Origin of the sequence: Mycobacterium sp. pUA109 (genome assembly GCF_041287095.1) — a bacterium.
Lineage (GTDB): Bacteria > Actinomycetota > Actinomycetes > Mycobacteriales > Mycobacteriaceae > Mycobacterium.
On the sequence record NZ_JBGGKS010000040.1, the window covers coordinates 1 to 17,679 of the forward strand.

19 protein-coding genes and 3 pseudogenes are annotated in these 17,679 nt (G+C 69.3%); 7 read left to right on the plus strand and 15 right to left on the minus strand.

Features of this window, described 5'->3' with window-relative positions; genetic code table 11:
• Nucleotides 1-87: 87 nt before the first annotated feature.
• On the minus strand, nt 88-1,485 hold the full coding sequence (locus ACAG26_RS27195) for a glycine--tRNA ligase (RefSeq protein ID WP_370486193.1): 1,398 nt from the start codon (nt 1,483-1,485) through the stop codon (nt 88-90).
• Nucleotides 1,486-1,679: 194 nt separating this feature from the next.
• Here ACAG26_RS27195 and ACAG26_RS27200 point away from each other — a divergent pair, with 194 nt between their 5' ends.
• Nucleotides 1,680-2,060 (plus strand): ArsR/SmtB family transcription factor, encoded by a 381-nt coding sequence (locus ACAG26_RS27200; RefSeq protein WP_370486194.1) that lies wholly within the window; start codon nt 1,680-1,682, stop codon nt 2,058-2,060.
• Nucleotides 2,057-2,449, plus strand: coding sequence for a Fur family transcriptional regulator (locus tag ACAG26_RS27205; protein ID WP_370486195.1), 393 nt, complete (start codon nt 2,057-2,059; stop codon nt 2,447-2,449). The genes ACAG26_RS27200 and ACAG26_RS27205 overlap by 4 nt, the downstream gene beginning before the upstream one ends.
• A gap of 100 nt (nt 2,450-2,549) precedes the next feature.
• On the opposite strand, the gene ACAG26_RS27210 is transcribed toward ACAG26_RS27205, so the two are convergent.
• The 3 genes from ACAG26_RS27210 to recO are packed head-to-tail and all read right to left on the minus strand — an operon-like array spanning nt 2,550 to nt 4,664.
• Entirely contained in the window at nt 2,550-2,966 is a 417-nt protein-coding gene (locus tag ACAG26_RS27210; RefSeq protein WP_370486196.1) for a hypothetical protein, read from the minus strand.
• Entirely contained in the window at nt 2,966-3,874 is a 909-nt protein-coding gene (locus ACAG26_RS27215; RefSeq protein WP_370486197.1) for a decaprenyl diphosphate synthase, read from the minus strand. Before ACAG26_RS27215 ends, ACAG26_RS27210 begins: the two co-directional genes overlap by 1 nt.
• Complete coding sequence (gene recO / locus ACAG26_RS27220) at nt 3,843-4,664, minus strand: DNA repair protein RecO (protein ID WP_370486198.1); 822 nt, start codon at nt 4,662-4,664, stop codon at nt 3,843-3,845. Before recO ends, ACAG26_RS27215 begins: the two co-directional genes overlap by 32 nt.
• Before the next feature lie 62 nt (nt 4,665-4,726).
• Between recO and ACAG26_RS27225 the strand changes: the two genes are divergently transcribed.
• The gene (locus ACAG26_RS27225) at nt 4,727-6,163 is read left to right on the plus strand and encodes an amidase (RefSeq protein ID WP_370486199.1); all 1,437 of its coding nucleotides are present in this window, start codon (nt 4,727-4,729) and stop codon (nt 6,161-6,163) included.
• 61 nt (nt 6,164-6,224) lie between these two features.
• Nucleotides 6,225-6,530, plus strand: coding sequence for a DUF732 domain-containing protein (locus tag ACAG26_RS27230; RefSeq protein WP_370486200.1), 306 nt, complete (start codon nt 6,225-6,227; stop codon nt 6,528-6,530).
• Nucleotide 6,531: 1 nt separating this feature from the next.
• Here the strand turns inward: ACAG26_RS27230 and era are convergent, their stop codons facing one another.
• From era to hrcA, 10 genes and pseudogenes are all read right to left on the minus strand, one after another.
• On the minus strand, nt 6,532-7,431 hold the full coding sequence (gene era / locus ACAG26_RS27235) for a GTPase Era (protein WP_370486201.1): 900 nt from the start codon (nt 7,429-7,431) through the stop codon (nt 6,532-6,534).
• Complete coding sequence (locus tag ACAG26_RS27240) at nt 7,428-7,748, minus strand: cytidine deaminase (protein ID WP_370486202.1); 321 nt, start codon at nt 7,746-7,748, stop codon at nt 7,428-7,430. The genes era and ACAG26_RS27240 overlap by 4 nt, the downstream gene beginning before the upstream one ends.
• Nucleotides 7,748-9,034 carry a hemolysin family protein gene (locus tag ACAG26_RS27245; protein WP_370486203.1) on the minus strand — a complete coding sequence of 429 codons (1,287 nt, stop codon included), beginning with the start codon at nt 9,032-9,034 and terminating at the stop codon, nt 7,748-7,750. Before ACAG26_RS27245 ends, ACAG26_RS27240 begins: the two co-directional genes overlap by 1 nt.
• A complete protein-coding gene (gene ybeY, locus ACAG26_RS27250) occupies nt 9,031-9,567 on the minus strand; it encodes an rRNA maturation RNase YbeY (RefSeq protein WP_370486204.1) in 537 nt (178 codons plus the stop codon). The genes ACAG26_RS27245 and ybeY overlap by 4 nt, the downstream gene beginning before the upstream one ends.
• Nucleotides 9,568-9,574: 7 nt before the next feature.
• Nucleotides 9,575-9,940: pseudogene (locus tag ACAG26_RS27255) on the minus strand (PhoH family protein); the annotation flags it as partial.
• Between the two features lie 258 nt (nt 9,941-10,198).
• Nucleotides 10,199-11,026 (minus strand): annotated as a pseudogene (locus ACAG26_RS27260) (LAGLIDADG family homing endonuclease); the annotation flags it as partial.
• Nucleotides 11,015-11,719 (minus strand): annotated as a pseudogene (locus ACAG26_RS27265) (PhoH family protein); the annotation flags it as partial. The pseudogenes ACAG26_RS27265 and ACAG26_RS27260, both read right to left, overlap by 12 nt.
• Before the next feature lie 200 nt (nt 11,720-11,919).
• Nucleotides 11,920-12,666, minus strand: coding sequence for a 16S rRNA (uracil(1498)-N(3))-methyltransferase (locus tag ACAG26_RS27270; RefSeq protein ID WP_370486205.1), 747 nt, complete (start codon nt 12,664-12,666; stop codon nt 11,920-11,922).
• 2 nt (nt 12,667-12,668) lie between these two features.
• Complete coding sequence (gene dnaJ / locus ACAG26_RS27275) at nt 12,669-13,811, minus strand: molecular chaperone DnaJ (protein WP_370486206.1); 1,143 nt, start codon at nt 13,809-13,811, stop codon at nt 12,669-12,671.
• A 56-nt stretch (nt 13,812-13,867) separates the two neighbouring features.
• On the minus strand, nt 13,868-14,899 hold the full coding sequence (gene hrcA / locus ACAG26_RS27280) for a heat-inducible transcriptional repressor HrcA (RefSeq protein WP_370486207.1): 1,032 nt from the start codon (nt 14,897-14,899) through the stop codon (nt 13,868-13,870).
• 176 nt (nt 14,900-15,075) lie between these two features.
• Between hrcA and ACAG26_RS27285 the strand changes: the two genes are divergently transcribed.
• The 3 genes from ACAG26_RS27285 (at nt 15,076) to ACAG26_RS27295 (ending at nt 16,964) form a co-directional block, all read left to right on the plus strand.
• Nucleotides 15,076-15,378 carry a type II toxin-antitoxin system VapB family antitoxin gene (locus tag ACAG26_RS27285; RefSeq protein ID WP_071028289.1) on the plus strand — a complete coding sequence of 101 codons (303 nt, stop codon included), beginning with the start codon at nt 15,076-15,078 and terminating at the stop codon, nt 15,376-15,378.
• Between the two features lie 138 nt (nt 15,379-15,516).
• Complete coding sequence (locus tag ACAG26_RS27290; protein ID WP_370486208.1) at nt 15,517-16,107, plus strand: carboxymuconolactone decarboxylase family protein; 591 nt, start codon at nt 15,517-15,519, stop codon at nt 16,105-16,107.
• Nucleotides 16,104-16,964: a sigma-70 family RNA polymerase sigma factor gene (locus ACAG26_RS27295; protein ID WP_370486209.1), complete on the plus strand. Its 861-nt coding sequence runs from the start codon at nt 16,104-16,106 to the stop codon at nt 16,962-16,964. The genes ACAG26_RS27290 and ACAG26_RS27295 overlap by 4 nt, the downstream gene beginning before the upstream one ends.
• Nucleotides 16,965-16,971: 7 nt before the next feature.
• On the opposite strand, the gene ACAG26_RS27300 is transcribed toward ACAG26_RS27295, so the two are convergent.
• Complete coding sequence (locus tag ACAG26_RS27300) at nt 16,972-17,520, minus strand: hypothetical protein (RefSeq protein ID WP_370486210.1); 549 nt, start codon at nt 17,518-17,520, stop codon at nt 16,972-16,974.
• Between the last annotated feature and the right edge of the window lie 159 nt (nt 17,521-17,679).

The window sequence follows — 17,679 nt, forward strand, 5'->3', positions numbered from 1 at the left end:
GGACGTCGCCATCTCCTAGAAAAACGCCACTTTCTTCGCCAACACGCGTCATAACTCTCTTACTACGCACGCTCGCGGCAAACCGGGTCAGCAGCCTTTCAGGCGAGTGGCCAGGTAGTCCGACACCGCGTCGATGGCCACCCGCTCCTGGGTCATCTGGTCGCGTTCGCGCACCGTGACGGCCTGGTCGTCGAGGGTGTCGAAGTCCACCGTCACACAGAACGGGGTGCCGATCTCGTCCTGGCGGCGGTAGCGGCGCCCGATCGCGCCGGCGTCGTCGAAGTCGACGTTCCAGCATTTGCGCAGCTCGGCGGCCAGGTCCCGGGCCTTCGGCGAGAGGTCGGCGTGCCGGGACAGCGGCAACACCGCGGCCTTCACCGGCGCCAACCGCGGATCCAGCCGCAGCACCGTGCGTTTGTCCACTCCCCCTTTGGCGTTGGGCGCCTCGTCCTCGTTGTAGGCGTCGATCAAAAACGCCATGAACGAACGGGTCAGCCCGGCCGCCGGTTCGATCACATACGGCACATAGCGGGCCTCGGTGGTCTGGTCGTAGTACGACAGGTCGGCGCCGGAATGCTTGGCGTGGGTGGACAAGTCGAAGTCGGTGCGGTTGGCCACCCCCTCCAGCTCGCCCCACGGGTTGTTCTGGAACCCGAACTTGTACTCGATGTCGACGGTGCGGTCGCTGTAGTGCGACAGCTTGTCCTGCGGATGCTCGAACAACCGCAGGTTCTCGGCGGCGATGCCCAAATCGACATACCAGGCCAGCCGTTCGTCGATCCAGTACTGGTGCCACTCCGGTGCGGTCGAGGGCTCGACGAAGAACTCCATCTCCATCTGCTCGAACTCGCGGGTGCGGAAGATGAAGTTGCCCGGGGTGATCTCGTTGCGGAAGCTCTTGCCGGTCTGGGCGATGCCGAACGGCGGTTTGCGCCGCGAGGTCGTCATCACGTTGGCGAAGTTGACGAAGATGCCCTGCGCGGTTTCCGGGCGCAGATAGTGCAGCCCCTCCTCGGTTTCGATCGGCCCGAGATGGGTCTTGAGCATCATGTTGAACTCGCGCGGCTCGGTCCACTGCCCCTTGGTGCCGCAGTCCGGGCAGACGATCTCGCCCATCGGGGCGTCGTCGGGGTTATCCAGGCCCTTTTTCAGCGCGTACGCCTCTTGCAGGTGGTCCTGGCGGTGCCGCTTGTGGCAGTTCAGGCACTCCACCAGCGGGTCGTGGAACACCTCGACGTGCCCGGAAGCCACCCACACCTCCCGCGGCAGGATGATCGACGAATCCAGGCCGACGACGTCGTCGCGCGCGGTCACCACCGAACGCCACCACTGCCGTTTGATGTTCTCCTTGAGCTCCACCCCCAGCGGCCCGTAGTCCCACGCGGATTTGGTGCCGCCGTAGATTTCGCCGGACGGGTAGACCAGGCCACGTCGTTTCGCCAGGTTGACGACGGTATCGATGACGGACGCCACGAGTGGGTGCACTCCTGTCTTTCGCTGCCAGGGGGACCGTGGCGGCGGGCCGCCGCCACGGAGAGCATCAGCCATCGTAGCGACCAGCGCTGAAGCCCCCGACACGCTTTGACATGCGTCATCGTGCATGGAACAGTAGAATCCAGCTGAAAACGATTTCCAATAGTTTGGCCGTTGGCCCAAGGTTCCGCGCGAAGGTGGTTGAGATGTCTCCCGTCACGTCTACGGCGAGCGATGCCGACCTGGGCTCCGCGCCGACCGATCATCAGCACACCAGCACCCCGTTTCCCACGTCGCCGCCGCGGGAGATCCTCGAAGCCGCCGGCGAGCTGCTGCGGGCCCTGGCCGCGCCGGTGCGGATCGCCATCGTGCTGCAGCTGCGCGAATCCCAGCGCTGCGTGCATGAGCTGGTCGACGCGCTGGGCGTGCCGCAGCCGCTGGTCAGCCAGCACCTGAAGATCCTCAAGGCGGCCGGGGTGGTCGCCGGGGAGCGCTCCGGCCGCGAGGTGCTCTACCGGCTGGCCGACCACCACCTCGCCCACATCGTCGTCGACGCCGTCGCGCACGCCGGCGAGGACAGACCGTGACCAACACCGGGGTGCGGTCGACCCGGCAACGGGCCGCGATCTCGGCGCTGCTGGAAAGCATCGAGGACTTCCGCTCCGCCCAGGAGCTGCACGACGAGCTGCGCCGACGCGGCGAGAACATCGGGCTGACCACCGTGTACCGCACCCTGCAGGCGATGGCCGGCGCCGGCCTGGTCGACACGCTGCGCACCGACACCGGCGAGGCCGTCTACCGGCGCTGCTCGGAGCATCACCATCACCATCTGGTGTGTCGCAGCTGCGGCTCCACCGTCGAGGTGGAGGGCAACCAGGTCGAGACCTGGGCCACCGACATCGCTGCCGAACACGGGTTCTCCGACGTCAACCACACCATCGAAATCTTCGGCACCTGCGCCGACTGCCAGGATTAACGGCCCGTCCGGTCGGTCCCCACGCCGAGATCGACGCTACCGTGACGCTCTCTCGCATTTTTCCGCGCTGGCGTCGATCTCGACGAGCGAGCAGCAGCCGTCAAGAAGTGAGCTCACCGCGGATGTCGACGCCTTTTTCCAGCACCAGCAGCACCAGGGTGCGCAGCGCCTCGTCGACCAGACCGGATCCGGGGAAGTTGTAGCGCAGCAGCACGTCGGCGGTCTTACCGGAGTTGCGTTTGGCGGCCGTCGCACTGGTTTTCTCCACCAGGGTCACCGTGCCCAGCTGGGTGGTGCGCGCGTGCTCGGCCACCTGGTCGCGGATCTTTTTGTGCAGCGGCAGATCCCAGGCCAGCACCTGGGTCAGCGACACCAGGTCCAGATCCTCGGCGATGGTCACCACCCGCAGCGACGCCAGGGTGCCGCCGTAGTTGACCGTCAGCGCGCCGTCGGCCTCCTCGCTGACCGGCAGCACCTCGGCCAGCACGGTGGCCAACCGCTCCTGCAGGGACGGCATCACGCGCTCCCGAACCGGCGGTGCCGCGACGCGTACTCCTCGCACGCCGCCCACAGGTCGCGGCGGTCATAGTCGGGCCACAGCTTTTCCTGAAAGATGAACTCCGCGTACGCGGCCTGCCACAGCATGAAGTTGGACGACCGCTGCTCACCGGAGGTGCGGATCAGCAGGTCCACGTCGGGGATGTCGGTGCGGTGCAGGTGCTTTGCCACGGTGGCCTCGGTGACCCGGTCCGGGTTCAGCTTGCCGGCCACCGCTTCGCGGGCGATATCGGCTGCGGCTTCGGCGATTTCGGCGCGGCCGCCGTAGTTGACGCAGTAGTTGACGGTGATGACGTCGTTGTCCAGCGTCATGTTCTCGGCGATCTCGAACTCCTTGATGACGCTGCGCCACATCCGGGGCCGCGACCCCACCCAGCGCATCCGCACCCCCATCGCGTCGAGGTTGATCCGCCGGCGCCGCACCACCTCGCGGTTGAAGCCCATCAAAAAACGCACTTCCTCGGTGGAGCGCTTCCAGTTCTCGGTGGAGAACGCGTACACGGTCAGGTGCTTGATCCCGATTTCGATGGCCCCGCAGGTGATGTCGATCAGCACCGCCTCCCCCATCTTGTGGCCCTCGGTGCGGTGCAGGCCGCGTTGGGTGGCCCACCGCCCGTTGCCGTCCATCACGACGGCGACGTGGTTGGGCACCTGGTCGGCGGGGATCTGCGGGGCCGCCGCCTTGGAGGTGTGCTGCGGGGGTCGGCGCGGCCCGCCGCCCGGCGTCGGGGGCAGCTCGGGGAACACGACCGGCCAGGTCGAGATGTCCGGGAACACCGGGTAGTCGTCAGGAGCCGGCGGAAGCTGGGGGAAGTCTGCGGTCTTCTTCCTGCGCTCAGCCCACGCGCTGCTGACCCGTTTCGCCATGGGGCACATCCTGCCCGACTAGCGCCGCACGCCGGTCGGCAACCTCGCGATCCGCCCGGTAGGCGCGCTCCACCAGCGGCAATGTCCGCAGCTGGCGTTCTAAGTGCCATTGCAGGTGGGCGGCCACCAAACCGCTGGCCTGGCTGCGATGCGCCGACGACGCGGTCTGGGCGGCCTCCCAGTCCCCGTCGTGCAGCGCGGACATCAGGTCCAGCACCCCCAGCGGCGGGGTGGTGGACCCGGCCGGGCGGCAGTGCACGCAGACGCTGCCGCCGGCGGCGATGTGAAACGCCCGGTGCGGGCCCGGCGCGGCGCAGCGGGCGCATTCGGTCAGCGCCGGCGCCCATCCGGCGACCCCCATCGCCCGCAGCAGGTAGGCGTCCAGCACCAGTTCCCGGGGCCGCTGCCCGTCGGCCACCGCCCGCAACGCGCCCACGGTGAGCCGGTGCAGCGCCGGGGCCGGGGCCCGCTCCTCGCCGGCGAGCCGCTCGGCGGTCTCCAGGATCGCGCACGCGCAGGTGTAGCGGCCGTAATCGCTGACGATGTCGGTGGCGAACGCGTCCAGCGACACCACCTGGGTGACGATGTCCAGGTTGCGGCCGGGGTGCAGTTGGACGTCGATGTGCGCGAAGGGTTCCAGGCGGGCGCCGAACTTGCTGCGGGTGCGACGCACCCCCTTGGCGACCGCGCGGACCAGCCCGTGGTCACGGGTCAGCAGCGTGACGATGCGGTCGGCTTCGCCGAGCTTGTGTTGGCGGCACACCACCGCCCGGTCCCGATACAACCGCATTGCACCAGTCTGGCATCACGTGGCACCGTCGCCGCGGATGCGCGCCGATACCCTCATCAGAGATGACTGTCCATCGCCGCTTTCCGACCCTGACCGATCAGCTCTACCAGCTGGCCAGCCGCGAGGTGAGCTCGGTCGAGATGGTTCGGCGCTCGCTGCGCGCCATCAACGCCAGCCAGTCCACCCTCAACGCGTTCCGGGTGGTGCTCACCGAGTCGGCGCTGACCGACGCCGCGGAAGCCGATAAGCGCCGGGCCGCCGGGGACACCGCGCCGCTGCTGGGGGTGCCGATCGCGGTCAAGGACGACACCGACGTCGCCGGGGTGCCCACCGCCTACGGCAGCTCCGGGTATGTCTCGGAGTCGGTGCGGCCGGCCGGCGCCGACGCCGAGGTGGTGCGCCGGCTCAAAGCCGCCGGCGCGGTGATCGTCGGGAAAACCAACACCTGCGAGCTGGGTCAGTGGCCGTTCACCAGCGGACCCGGGTTCGGCTACACCCACAACCCGTGGTCGCGCCGGCACACGCCGGGCGGCTCGTCGGGCGGCAGCGCGGCCGCGGTGGCCGCCGGACTGGTCGCCGCGGCGATCGGGTCCGACGGGGCCGGCAGTGTCCGGATCCCGGCGGCGTGGACGCATCTGGTCGGGATCAAGCCGCAACGGGGCCGCATCTCCACCTGGCCGTGGCCGGAGGCGTTCAACGGCATCACCGTGCACGGGGTGTTGGCCCGCACCGTGGCCGATGCGGCGCTGGTGCTCGACGCGGCCGCCGGCAACGTCGACGGGGACCTGCACAAGCCGCCGCCGGTGACGATGTCGGACTACGTCGGCCGGGCCGCCGGGGAGCTGCGGATCGCGGTGTCGACCCAGTTCCCCTACACCGTGTTCCCGGCCAAACTGCACCCGCAGATCGCCGCGGCGCTGCACCGGGTGGCCGAGCAGCTCGAGCTGCTCGGCCACACCGTGGTCTCCGGCAACCCCGACTACGGGCTGCGGCTGTCGTGGAACTTTTTGGCCCGGTCCACGGCGGGGTTGCTGGACTGGGCGGAGCGGCTCGGCGACGACGTCACCCTGGACCGGCGCACGGTGGCCAATATGCGCATCGGGCGGGTGCTGTCGCAGGCGGTGCTGCGCACGGCGCGCGCCCGCGAGGCCGCCGACCACCGCCGGGTGGGGTCGATCTTCCGGATCGTCGACGTGGTGCTGGCGCCGACCACCGCGCAGCCGCCGCCGGCGGTGCACGCCTTCGACGGGTTGGGCGCCCTGGACACCGACCGGGCGATGATCGCGGCGTGCCCGGTGACCTGGCCGTGGAATGTGCTGGGCTGGCCGTCGATCAACGTGCCGGCCGGGTTCACCTCCGACGGGTTGCCGATCGGGGTGCAGCTGATGGGCCCGGCCAACAGTGAGCCGATGCTGATCTCGCTGGCCGCCGAACTGGAGGCGCTCAGCGGCTGGGCGGCCAAACAGCCCACGGTGTGGTGGAACACCGGGGATTCGTGAGCACGCTCATAGCCGCGCGGGTGCGGATGCCGCCGGGGTCCCGGGTAAACTCAACGCAATAATGAGACTTGCTAACTTGCTCGCCCCGCTGGTCGGTCTGGGAGTAACGCTAGCGTCGCCTGCGCACGCCACCGGACCCGTCGATACCGAGTTCCTGCATACCCTCGACCAGGCGCAAATCACCTACGCCTCGCCGGACGCCGCGATCTCCTACGCGCAGCGGGTGTGCCAGGCGCTGGACGACGATAAACCCGACAAGGACATCTTGTCGCTGATGATGTCGGACAACCCCACGCTGCTGGAGTGGCAGGCCGGCGCGTTTTTGGGGGCCTCGGTCGCCGCCTATTGCCCCCAGCACAACGGGTGACTTAAAAACCCAGCCGGCCCAGCTGTTTGGGGTCGCGCTGCCAGTTCTTGGCGATCTTGACGTGCAGGTCCAGGTAGACCTTGGTGCCCAGCAGCTTCTCGATCTGGCGGCGCGCGGTGGTCCCGACTTCCCGCAGCCGGGCGCCGCCCTTGCCGATCACGATGCCCTTCTGGCTGGACCGCTCGACGTAGAGGTTGGCGTGCACATCGATCAGGTCGTCGCGGTCCTCGCGCGGGCGGACCTCCTCGATCACCACCGCCAACGAGTGCGGCAGTTCGTCGCGCACCCCCTCCAACGCGGCCTCCCGGATGAACTCGGCCATCAGGACCTCTTCGGGCTCGTCGGTGAGCTCGCCGTCCGGGTAGAAGGCCGGGCCCGGCGGCAGCGCCGCGGCCAGCACGTCGATCAGCACGTCGACCTGCTCGCCGGATATCGCCGACACCGGCACGATCTCGGCTTCCGGGGCGAGTTCGCTGACGGCGACCAACTGGGCGGCCAGCTTGTCCCGGGACACCTTGTCGGTTTTGGTGACGACGACCAGCAGCGTCGTTTTGGGCGCCACCGCGCGGATCTGCTCAACGATCCAGCGGTCCCCCGGCCCGATCGCCTCATCGGCGGGGATGCACAACCCGATCACGTCGACTTCGGCGTAGGTGTCGCGGACCAGGTCGTTGAGCCGTTTGCCCAGCAGCGTGCGGGGGCGGTGCAGGCCGGGCGTGTCGACCAGAATGATCTGGAAGTTCTCCCGGTGCACGATGCCGCGGATGGTGTGCCGGGTGGTCTGCGGCCGATTCGAGGTGATCGCCACCTTGGCGCCCACCAGCGCATTGGTCAGCGTCGACTTGCCGGTGTTGGGGCGGCCGACGAAACACACGAAGCCGGAACGGAACTCAGCGCTCACAGCGGGGATCCGGCGCGGTCGGTGACGATCACCGCGGCCGTCGGCGACAGCTCGCGCACCGCCGCCACCCCGGCGTCGTCGGCGGTGCCGCCCACCAGCACCGCGGCCTCTAGCCCGGCCGCGCCGGACGACACCGCCGCGGCCACCGCCGCCTGCAGCGCGGTCAAGGCCAGCGCCGCCAGCCGCACCGGCGCGCCGGCGTAGGTGCGTCCGTCCAGGTCACGTACCGCCGCCCCGCTGTCGGATTCGGTCCGCCCCATGGCGCCCCGGGCCAACACCACCAGCTTGGTGTCCTCGGCGTCGAGCGGCTCGGGCATCAGGCCTCCTGACCATTGGATTCGACCGGGCTGACCAGGACCGTGCCGATGCGCAGCCGCCCGCGGTGGTCGGGCCCGCCCTCGGCGTGCAGTCGCAGTCCGTGTGAGGTTACCTCCGCGCCGGGCAGCGGCACCCGGCCCAGTTCCAGGGCCAGCAGCCCGCCGACCGTGTCGACGTCGAGGTCGTCGTCGAACTCCACCCCGTACAGCTCGCCGACGTCGGCGATCGGCAGCCGCGCCGACACCCGGAACCGGTTGTCGCCCAGGTCTTCTACCGGCGCCGTCTCCCCCACGTCGTACTCGTCGGCGATCTCCCCGACGATCTCCTCCAGCACGTCCTCGATGGTGACCAGGCCGGCGATCGCGCCGTACTCGTCGACCAGCAACGCCATATGGTTGCGGTCACGCTGCATTTCGCGCAGCAGCGCATCCAGCGGTTTGGAGTCCGGGACGAACACCGCCGGGCGCATGACCTGGCTCACGGTGGTGTCCCGTCCCCCGTTGGTGGAGTAATACGTCTGCTGCACAAGGTCTTTGAGAAACACCACGCCCAGGATGTCGTCGACGTTCTCGCCGATCACCGGGATGCGGGAATGGCCGCTGCGCACCGCCAGCGAGGTGGCCTGGCCGGCGGATTTGTCGTGTTCGATCCACACCATCTCGGTGCGCGGCACCATCACCTCGCGGGCGGGGGTGTCGCCGAGCTCGAACACCGACTGGATCATGCGGCGCTCGTCGGCGGCGACCACGCCGCGCTGTTGGGCCAGGTCGACGACTTCACGCAGCTCGATCTCGGACGCGAACGGCCCGTTGCGGAAGCCGCGACCCGGGGTCAGCGCGTTACCGACCACGATCAGCAGCCGGCTGATCGGCGCCAGCAGCACCGAAATCACTTGCAGCGGAAGCGCTGCCGCCAGCGCAATCGAGTAGGCGTTCTGCCGCCCCAGGGTCCGCGGCCCCACCCCGATGACGACGAAGCTGGTGACCACCATGACCGCCGCGGCGGCGAACAGCCCCCAGTCCAGGCCGAGCACCGCGTGCAGCAAAAACACCAGCAGCGCCGTCGCGGTGATCTCACAGGTGATCCGCAACAACACGACCAGGTTGATGTAGCGGGCACGTTCGGCCATCACCGTGGCCAGCCGCACCGCACCGGGCCGCTCGTCGCGGACCAGTTCGTCGACCCGGGCCAGCGACACCGTGCCGATCGCGGCGTCGATCGCCGCAAATAACCCGCCCAGGCACACCAGCGCGATGACGCCGAGCAGCAGCCCCAGTCCGCTCACGGTTCGTCGAAATACCTTGACTTGTCCAGCAACCGCTGATCCTTCTCGGTCTGGCGGTCCTGGCGGTAGCCCTCGACCTGATCGGCGACCCACTCCTCGAGGAGTCGCCGTTGCAGGGCGAACATCTCCTTCTCCTCGTCCGGCTCGGCATGGTCGTAGCCCAGCAGATGCAGCACCCCGTGCACGGTCAGCAACGCCAGCTCGTGGCCCAGCGAATGCCCGGCGGCGGTGGCCTGCTCGGCGGCGAACTCCGGGCACAACACGATGTCGCCCAGCAGCGACGGGCCCGGCTCGGGGGCGTCGGGGCGCCCGCCCGGCTCGAGCTCGTCCATCGGGAAGCTCATCACGTCGGTGGGGCCGGGCAGATCCATCCAGCGCATGTGCAGATCGGCCATCGCGGCGGTGTCCACCAGCACCATGGACAGTTCGGCGGCCGGGTTGACGTTCATCGCGGACAGCACGAACCGGGCGACGCTGACCAGTTCGACTTCGGAGACGTCGAGGCCGGATTCGTTGGATACCTCGATACTCATCGCGGGCTCACCGGCGGGTGCGGGCGGCCCCGCGGGCGTTGGCGGTGCGCCGCGCGGCCCGGTTCATGCCCAGGCCGGGCCCCTGATACTTGGCCTCGTGTCGCTCGTAGGCGTCCACGATCGCCGACACCAGCCGGTGGCGCACCACATCGGCGCTGGTCAGCTCCGCGATGTGGATGTCGTCGATGCCGTCCAGGATGTCCACAGCGGCCCGCAGACCCGATCGGGCACCGCCGGGCAAGTCGATCTGGGTGATGTCGCCGGTGACCACCACCTTGGACCCGAAACCCAGCCGGGTCAAAAACATCTTCATCTGCTCGGCGGTGGTGTTCTGCGCCTCGTCCAGGACAATGAACGCGTCATTAAGGGTGTTGTGGGTGAGCAGGAAATCCTCGGTGACGTACAGCGAGTCCGCGGCGGCGACCTGGATGCACACCGCCTCTTCGGTGCCTGCGGGCTCGATGCGGTCGACGAAACGCATCGGCCGTCCACCGCCGGTCGTGTCGTACTTCGCCGCCTTACTGGCCAGCCGGAACGGGACAACCCCCTCGGGCAGGCGGATATCGAGGATGTGTGCATCGAATCGGTGATGCACGGCCCGACCACGCGCCAGTCCGGGTTTTCGCCCCGCGGCCGGCCTGGTGCGCTGGTTGACGACACCACCGAGCGATTGGACCAGGAACACCACGTCATCGCGCAGTCGATCAGACACTGTCGTGAACTGGATACGGCACGTCCGTCCTGGCTGTGTCACTGGGCCACCGTCGGAGTCGAGAAGTCCCTGGAGAACCGCAAGCCGCACCTCGGGCGAGTTGAGCAGGTAGTCCTCAGGAATGAACTTGGTGGCCGACCCTGTGCCGGCCAGACCCAATTGACGTACTGCACCCGTGACCGGGTTCTCCCTGGTGACAACCTGACCGGGGCCGCGGGCCCGATTCAATACGTAATCCACCGCGGACCTCTGGCGCACCGCGATCCCAGGGATGAGCCGTCCCAGAGCGTCCGCCAATTCGGGATCGTTGGAGGAGAAGCCGGGAGTCGTCGAACAGGTCAGACACCCGTCGCCCAGCAGCAGGCCGAGAGCGTACGGGTCGAGAGGGGCCGGCCGTGATTCGAAGTTCACCGGCGCACTGATCAGCGGTAGCTCGTAGCGGTGGTAGTGCGCCGCACGGAGGTTGCCGATCATCTCCTTGGTGCGCAGCACCCGCGCCGATTTCCCGCGACGCCGATCGTCACGGGTGTGGACCGACCACAGATGGTCACCGGAGGCCAGCGTCGACGCACCATCCTGTGTGTGGACCCGATAGATCTCCTTGAAGCCCTGGGGATAAACGCCGAGCACCTCGGTGGGGCGGCCGTCCGAGCCGATCACGAAATCCCCGACCTGAAGCTCGCCGATCGGACGGAAGCCGTTGGGCGTCAACACTTTGGTGAACACCGGTTGCGCCCGGCCCCGCATGTAGGCCAGCGGCGCCACCTCGATCACGCCAGCGCTCATCAGCTTGGGGATCAGCTCGGGATCCATCATGTCGTAGAGCGCGTCGTACAACGGACGCAGATACGGGTCGATCTTTTCGCTCAGGGTTCCGGGTAAAAACCCAAGGCGCTCACCGGCTTCCACCGCAGGCCGGGTCAAGATGATGCGGGTGACCTGTTTGGCCTGCAGTGCGCTGACCGCTTTGGCCATCGCCAGATACGTTTTGCCGGTGCCGGCGGGGCCGATGCCGAACACGATGGTGTTGGCGTCGATGGCGTCGACATAGCGCTTCTGGTTCAGCGTTTTCGGCCGGATCGTCTTGCCCCGCCGGGCCAGGATGTCGAGGGTGAGTACCTCGGCCGGGGATTCGCTGCCGGTGCCGGTCAGCATCGCCACGCTGTGGCGCACCGCTTCGGGGGTCAGCGGCTGACCGCCGGCCACGATCGCGAGCAGTTCGGAGACCACCCGTTCGGCCAGCGCCACGTCGGCGGGTTCCCCGGACAGCGTGATGGCGTTGCCCCGCACATGCAGATCGGCGGTCAGCACCCGTTCCAGGGCGCGCAGGTTTTCGTCGGCCGAACCCAGTAGACCCACGACGAGGTCGGGCGGAACATTGATGTTGCTGCGAACCTGGGAACTGGACGGCTCAACAGCGTTGGTGTCGCGGGGCGTCAAGGGGGGTCAGTGCCTGCTTTCCGGGTCGGCGCGGTCGAAAGATTGCCTTGATTCTACCGTCGGGCACCGTCACGTCCACGCAGTTGCGGGGTCGCTGGCGTCCGAGATCGACACCAGCGCGCAAATGTGCGGGTAGACGCCACGGTAGCGTCGATCTCGGCGCAAAAAGCGGGCAGTCTCGGCGCAGCAAAACGCGACACTCACCCCCAGCGGCCGGTCAGCACCCCCACCGCGCCCAACGCGACCGCGGCCGCGCTCGAGGTGCGCAGCACGGTCGGGCCCAGCCGGACCGCGACGGCGCCCGCGGCGGTCAGCGCCGCCAGCTCGTCGTCGGTGACACCGCCTTCCGGGCCGACCACCAGCAGCAACGCACTCGCCGGCGCCAGCGGCAGGTCGGCCAGCCCGTCTGCAGCCGAGGCGTCCAACACCGCCACCACCGCGCCCGAGGCCACCCGGTCCCGGACCAGGTCGGCCAGCGCCGGGGTGGACAGCACCCCGTCCACCGCCGGGATGTGGGCGCGCCGCGACTGGGCGGCCGCGGCCCGGGCCACCGCGCGCCAGCGGCGCAGCCCCTTGTCGACGCGGGCGCCGTCCCAGCGGGCCACGCAACGCGCGGCGGCCCAGGCCAGGAACGCGTCGGCGCCGGCCTCGGTGGCCAGTTCGATCGCCAGCTCGGACCGGTCGGATTTGGGCAGTGCCTGCACCACCGTCACCGGCGGCGCGGCCGGGTCAACCCGCCAGCGTTCCCGCACCCGCGCCACCAAGCCCCCGCGGTCGGCCTGTTCGACGTCGCAGCGGGCCAGCTGGCCGGCGCCGTCGCTGAACGTCACCTGCTCGCCGCGACGAATCCGCCGCACCACGGTGGCGTGAAAGACCTCCTCCTCGTCACGCAGGACGGCCAGCTCCCCGACGTCCGGCACGTCGTCGATGTAGAACAGGCCCGCCAAGGTCAGCGTCCGGTGAACGTCTCGCGCAGCCGGCTGAACAGTCCGCTGCTGGCGGTGCCCTGCGTGGACCGGACCTCGGCGGTGTCGCGGCTGCGTCGGCTCTTCAGTTCGCGCAGCAGTTCGGTGTCGCGGCCATCCAGCCGGTCGGGCACCACCACCTCGACGTGCACGTGCAGGTCGCCGCGCACCCCGGACCGCAGGTGCGGCATGCCGTGGCCGCGCAGGGTGATCACCGCGCCGGGCTGGGTGCCCGGAGCGACGGTGATCTCGGTGAGCCCGTCCAGGATGGCGTCCACCTTGACCGAGGTGCCCAGCGCCGCGTCGACCATCGGCACCGAGACGGTGCAGTGCAGGTCGTCACCGTCGCGGACAAAGATGTCGTGGGCCTGCTCGTGCACCTCGACATACAGGTCACCGGCCGGCCCGCCACCCGGGCCCACCTCGCCCTGGGCGGCCAGCCGGACCCGCATCCCGTCGCCGACACCGGCCGGGATCTTCACGCTGATCTCCCGGCGCGCCCGCACCCGGCCGTCGCCGCCGCACTGATAGCAGGGGTCGAGGATGACCTCGCCGACGCCGCGGCAGGTCGGGCACGGCCGCGACGTCATCACCTGACCGAGCAGCGAGCGTTGCACGCTTTGCACTTCGCCGCGTCCCCCGCAGGTGTCGCACGCCACCGGCTGCGAGTCGCCGTTGGTGCCGCGGCCCTGGCAGCGGTCGCACAGCACGGCGGTGTCCACGGTGACCTGCTTGGTCACCCCGGTGGCGCACTCGGCGAGGTCCAGCCGCATCCGCAGCAGCGAATCCGACCCGGGCCGGACCCGGCCGACCGGCCCGCGCGCGGCGGTGCCGCCGCCGAAGAACGCCTCGAACACGTCGCCCAGGCCGCCGAAGCCGGCGAAGCCACCGCCGCCGGCGGCCGCGGCGTTCTCCAGCGGATCCCCGCCCAGGTCGACGATGCGGCGCTTCTCGGGGTCGGACAGCACCTCGTAGGCGACGCTGATCTCCTGGAATTTGGCCTGCGCTGCCTCGTCGGGGTTGATGTCGGGATGCAGCTCACGCGCCAGCTTGCGGTAGGCGCGTTTGATCTCTGTATCGCTCGCGTTTCTGCCCACGCCGAGCAGACCGTAATAATCGCGTGCCACGCTTGACCTTTCCCACGCCGCCCCGGGCGGCCTCGTTCAAATCCCTGGATGCACGTTCATCGGGCACCCAGTACTTCGCCGATGTACAAAGCAACCGCAGCGACACTAGCGATAGTTCCTGGATAGTCCATTCGAGTGGGGCCCAGCACCCCCATCCCGCCGTAGATGGTGTCCATCGACCCGTACGCGGTCGACACCACCGAGGTGCCCACCATCTGCTCGGCCTCGGTCTCGTGGCCGATCCGCACGGTGACCTTGCCGGCCTCCTGCTGGGCGGTCAGCAGCCGCAGCACCACCACCTGCTCCTCCAGCGCCTCCAGGATGGAGCGCAGCGAACCGCCGAAGTCGGCGGTGTTGCGGGTCAGGTTGGCGGTGCCCCCCAGCAGCAAACGCTCGTCGTTGTGCTCCACCAGCGACTCCAGCAGCACCGTCGCCGCGCGGCCGACGGCGTCGCCCAACCCGCCGGTGCCGTCGAGCTGGCTGGCCAGGTCCGCGACCGCCACCGAGGCCGCCGGCAGCTTCTTGCCCTCCAGCGCCTGGCCGAGCAGCTCCCGCAGCTGGGCCACCTGGTGGTCGTCGATGACGTCGCCGAGTTCCACGATGCGCTGATCGACCCGGCCCGAGTCGGTGATCACCACCAGCAGCAGCCGGGCCGGGGACAGCGCCACCACCTCCAGGTGGCGCACCGTGGAGCGGGACAGCGTCGGATACTGCACCACCGCCACCTGGCGGGTCAGCTGGGCCAGCAGCCGCACCGCCCGGCGCAGCACGTCGTCGAGGTCGACCCCGGACTCCAGGAAGGACAGGATGGCGCTGCGTTCGGCCGTCGACAGCGGTTTGACGTCCTCGATCCGGTCAACGAACTCGCGGTAGCCCTTCTCGGTGGGCACCCGGCCCGAGCTGGTGTGCGGCTGGGTGATGTAGCCCTCCGCCTCCAGCACCGCCATATCGTTGCGGACCGTGGCCGAGGAGACACCCAGGTTGTGCCGCTCGACCAGGGACTTCGAGCCGATCGGTTCTTTGGTGGCGACGAAGTCGGCGACGATAGCGCGCAGCACCTCGAAACGGCGGTCGTCGGCGCTTCCCATCGTTGCGTTCACCTCCTCGACCGGTCCATTTTACGGTGACGCGCCGCCGCGCCGTCGCAGCGCGCTCGATGACCTGCTGCTGGCTGCGCTCACTTGACCGCTTCGCCCGGCCAGGGACTACCCTGTCTGACCATGGTCACGCCGAGGCGGCGGGCGTCGCGGGGGACGGTCGGCCGATGATTTTCAAAGGGGTCAGGGAGGGTAAGCCCTACCCCGAGCATGGGTTGTCCTACCGGGATTGGTCGCAGATTCCGCCGCGGCAGATCCGGCTGGATGAATTGGTCACCACCACCACGGTGCTGGCGCTGGACCGGCTGCTGTCGGAGGATTCCACCTTCTACGGGGATTTGTTCCCGCACGCGGTGAAGTGGAAGGGCATCGTGTATCTGGAAGACGGCCTGCACCGGGCGGTGCGGGCCGCGCTGCGGAACCGCACCGTGCTGCACGCCCGCGTGTTCGACATGGACGTGTTGGCCTAACTCTTCCGCGAGCGTGCGTGTCCCCGGTCGACACACCGGGCGGGTCGCCGGAACTGCGCACGCTCGCGCCCGCCGATCGGTCACATTCACCGCGCGCCGGGTGTCGAAGTAGTGAACCCACTACACCGAGGAGCACCAATGCCACGACTCGCCGGGGTGTCCGACCGGGATGCCGGCCCGGGCGCCAAGCTCGCGTTCTTTTTCACCAAGCGACGGTTCAAGCAGATGACCGGACTGCACACCGCGACCATGCTGGAGCCGCTGCGGATGTATGCCCATATTCCGGGCCTGCTCAACGCAATCGGTCGCCTGGAACTGTCGGAGTCCAAGCTGGACGTCCTCAGCCCCCGCGACCGCGCGTTGGCCGAGCTCAAGGCGGCGACGACGGTGCGCTGCGAGTACTGCATCGACCTGGGCTCCCAGATCGCCCGCGGGATCGGGATCACCGACGAGGAATTGCTGGCGCTGGCCGACTACCGCAACGCCGCGTGCTTCTCCGACGTCGACAAGCTGATCCTGGACTACGCCACCGCGATGAGCCGCACCCCGGTGCAGGTCAGCGACGAGCTGTTCGACGCGCTGCGGGCCCAGTTCGACACCCCGCAACTCGTTGCGCTCACCCACGTCATCAACCTGGGTAACTTTCGGGCCCGCTTCAACCTGGCGTTGGATATCGGCTCGTCGGGCTTTTCCGCCGGCCGGGTGTGCGCAATCCCCGACCGCCGATGACCGAAATCCCGTCGCTGACGGCATGTTTCGAGGAGGCACGGCCGCGGCTGCGCGCCCTCGCGCACCGCATGCTGGGCTCGGTCGACGACGCCGAGGATGCGGTGCAGGAAGCGTGGCTGCGGCTGCGCGGGGACTCCGGTGAGATCGCCAACGTCGACGCCTGGTTGACGACGGTGGTGGCGCGGATCTGCTTGAACATGCTGCGCGCCCGACGGACCCAGGACGCGTTCGTCGTGCAGGTGCCGGACCCGGTGGTGGAACCGGCGGCCGGCCCGGAACACCAAGCGCTGCTGGCGGATTCGGTGGGCTTAGCGTTGTTCGTGGTGTTGGAGACGTTGCCGCCGGCCGAGCGGCTGGCGCTGGTGCTGCACGACGTGTTCGCGGTGCCGTTCGAGGACGTCGCCGCCGTTGTGGACCGCACCCCGGCGGCCGCCCGGCAGTTGGCCAGCCGCGCCCGGCGCCGCATCCGGGACGCCGGGGCGCAACCCGACTGCGGGTTGACCGCCCAACGCGAGGTGGTCGACGCGTTTTTCGCCGCCGGCCGCGCCGGCGACTTCGACCGGTTGGTGTCGGTGCTGGACCCCGAGGTGGTGGCGCGCGGCGATTTCGGTCCCGGGGCGGTGCGCACGGTGCGGGGCGCGGCGGCGGTGGCCGGGTTGGCGCACAGCTACGCCGCGCCGCAACGCCAGCTGCACGACGCCACCGTCAACGGCGCGGCCGGCGTGGTGGTGTTCGTCGACGGTCAGGCGAACGCGATCATGGGCTTTGTGGTGCGCGGCGGGCGGGTCGCCGCGATCGACGTGCTGGCCGACCCGGCCCGCATCGCGCGGATCGACCTGAGTGCGGTGGCCGGGTAGCCGAGCGTCAGTGCGGCGCCAGCGCCTGCATCAACTCCACCGCGGAGTCGTGGGTGAGCACCCAGCCGCCCTGGTCGACGAACATCAGCGGCTTGGTGTCCGGGGCCATCTTGGGCCCGGAGATCTCCACGTTGGCGACGGCCTGGTTGGGGCCGGACGGGGCGACATTCACCACGTTGAACGTGTACGGCAGCTCCCCGTCCCGGTAGGACTTCCGCAGGTTGTGGTCCAGCACATGACCATCGTTGGAGGCGATGCCGTTTTCGACCAGGTTCTGCTTGTCCTTGTAGGAGACGCCCGCATTGGTCAGGTTCGTCAAGATGTCGGTCACCTGCTGATTGCTGGGCAGATTCTGGCCGGGGCCCGGGTTCTCGGCGGGCTCCGGCGCCGGGTTGGGCGCCGGTGGCGCCGGCGGCGGGTCCAGCGGCAGCGGGGCACCGAAGACGACGGGCTGGACCTGCGCCGACGTGCCGCCGACGGCCGCCGTCGCCCCGGCGGCTGCGGCTCCGATCGCGGCCGCCGCGGCCGCTCCGATGACGAGCAATTTCCCGGCCATGAACCGTCCCCTTCGCGTCGCTGTCGATGGGCAAGGCTACCCGCGCCGCCGTCGCGAACGTGCGCAAAACACGTATTCACCACGGCGTGTCGGCCGGGTCGGGTAGCCGGGGGGAGTCGCACCCCCCGGCTCCCACAGAACCGTACGTGAACCTCTCGG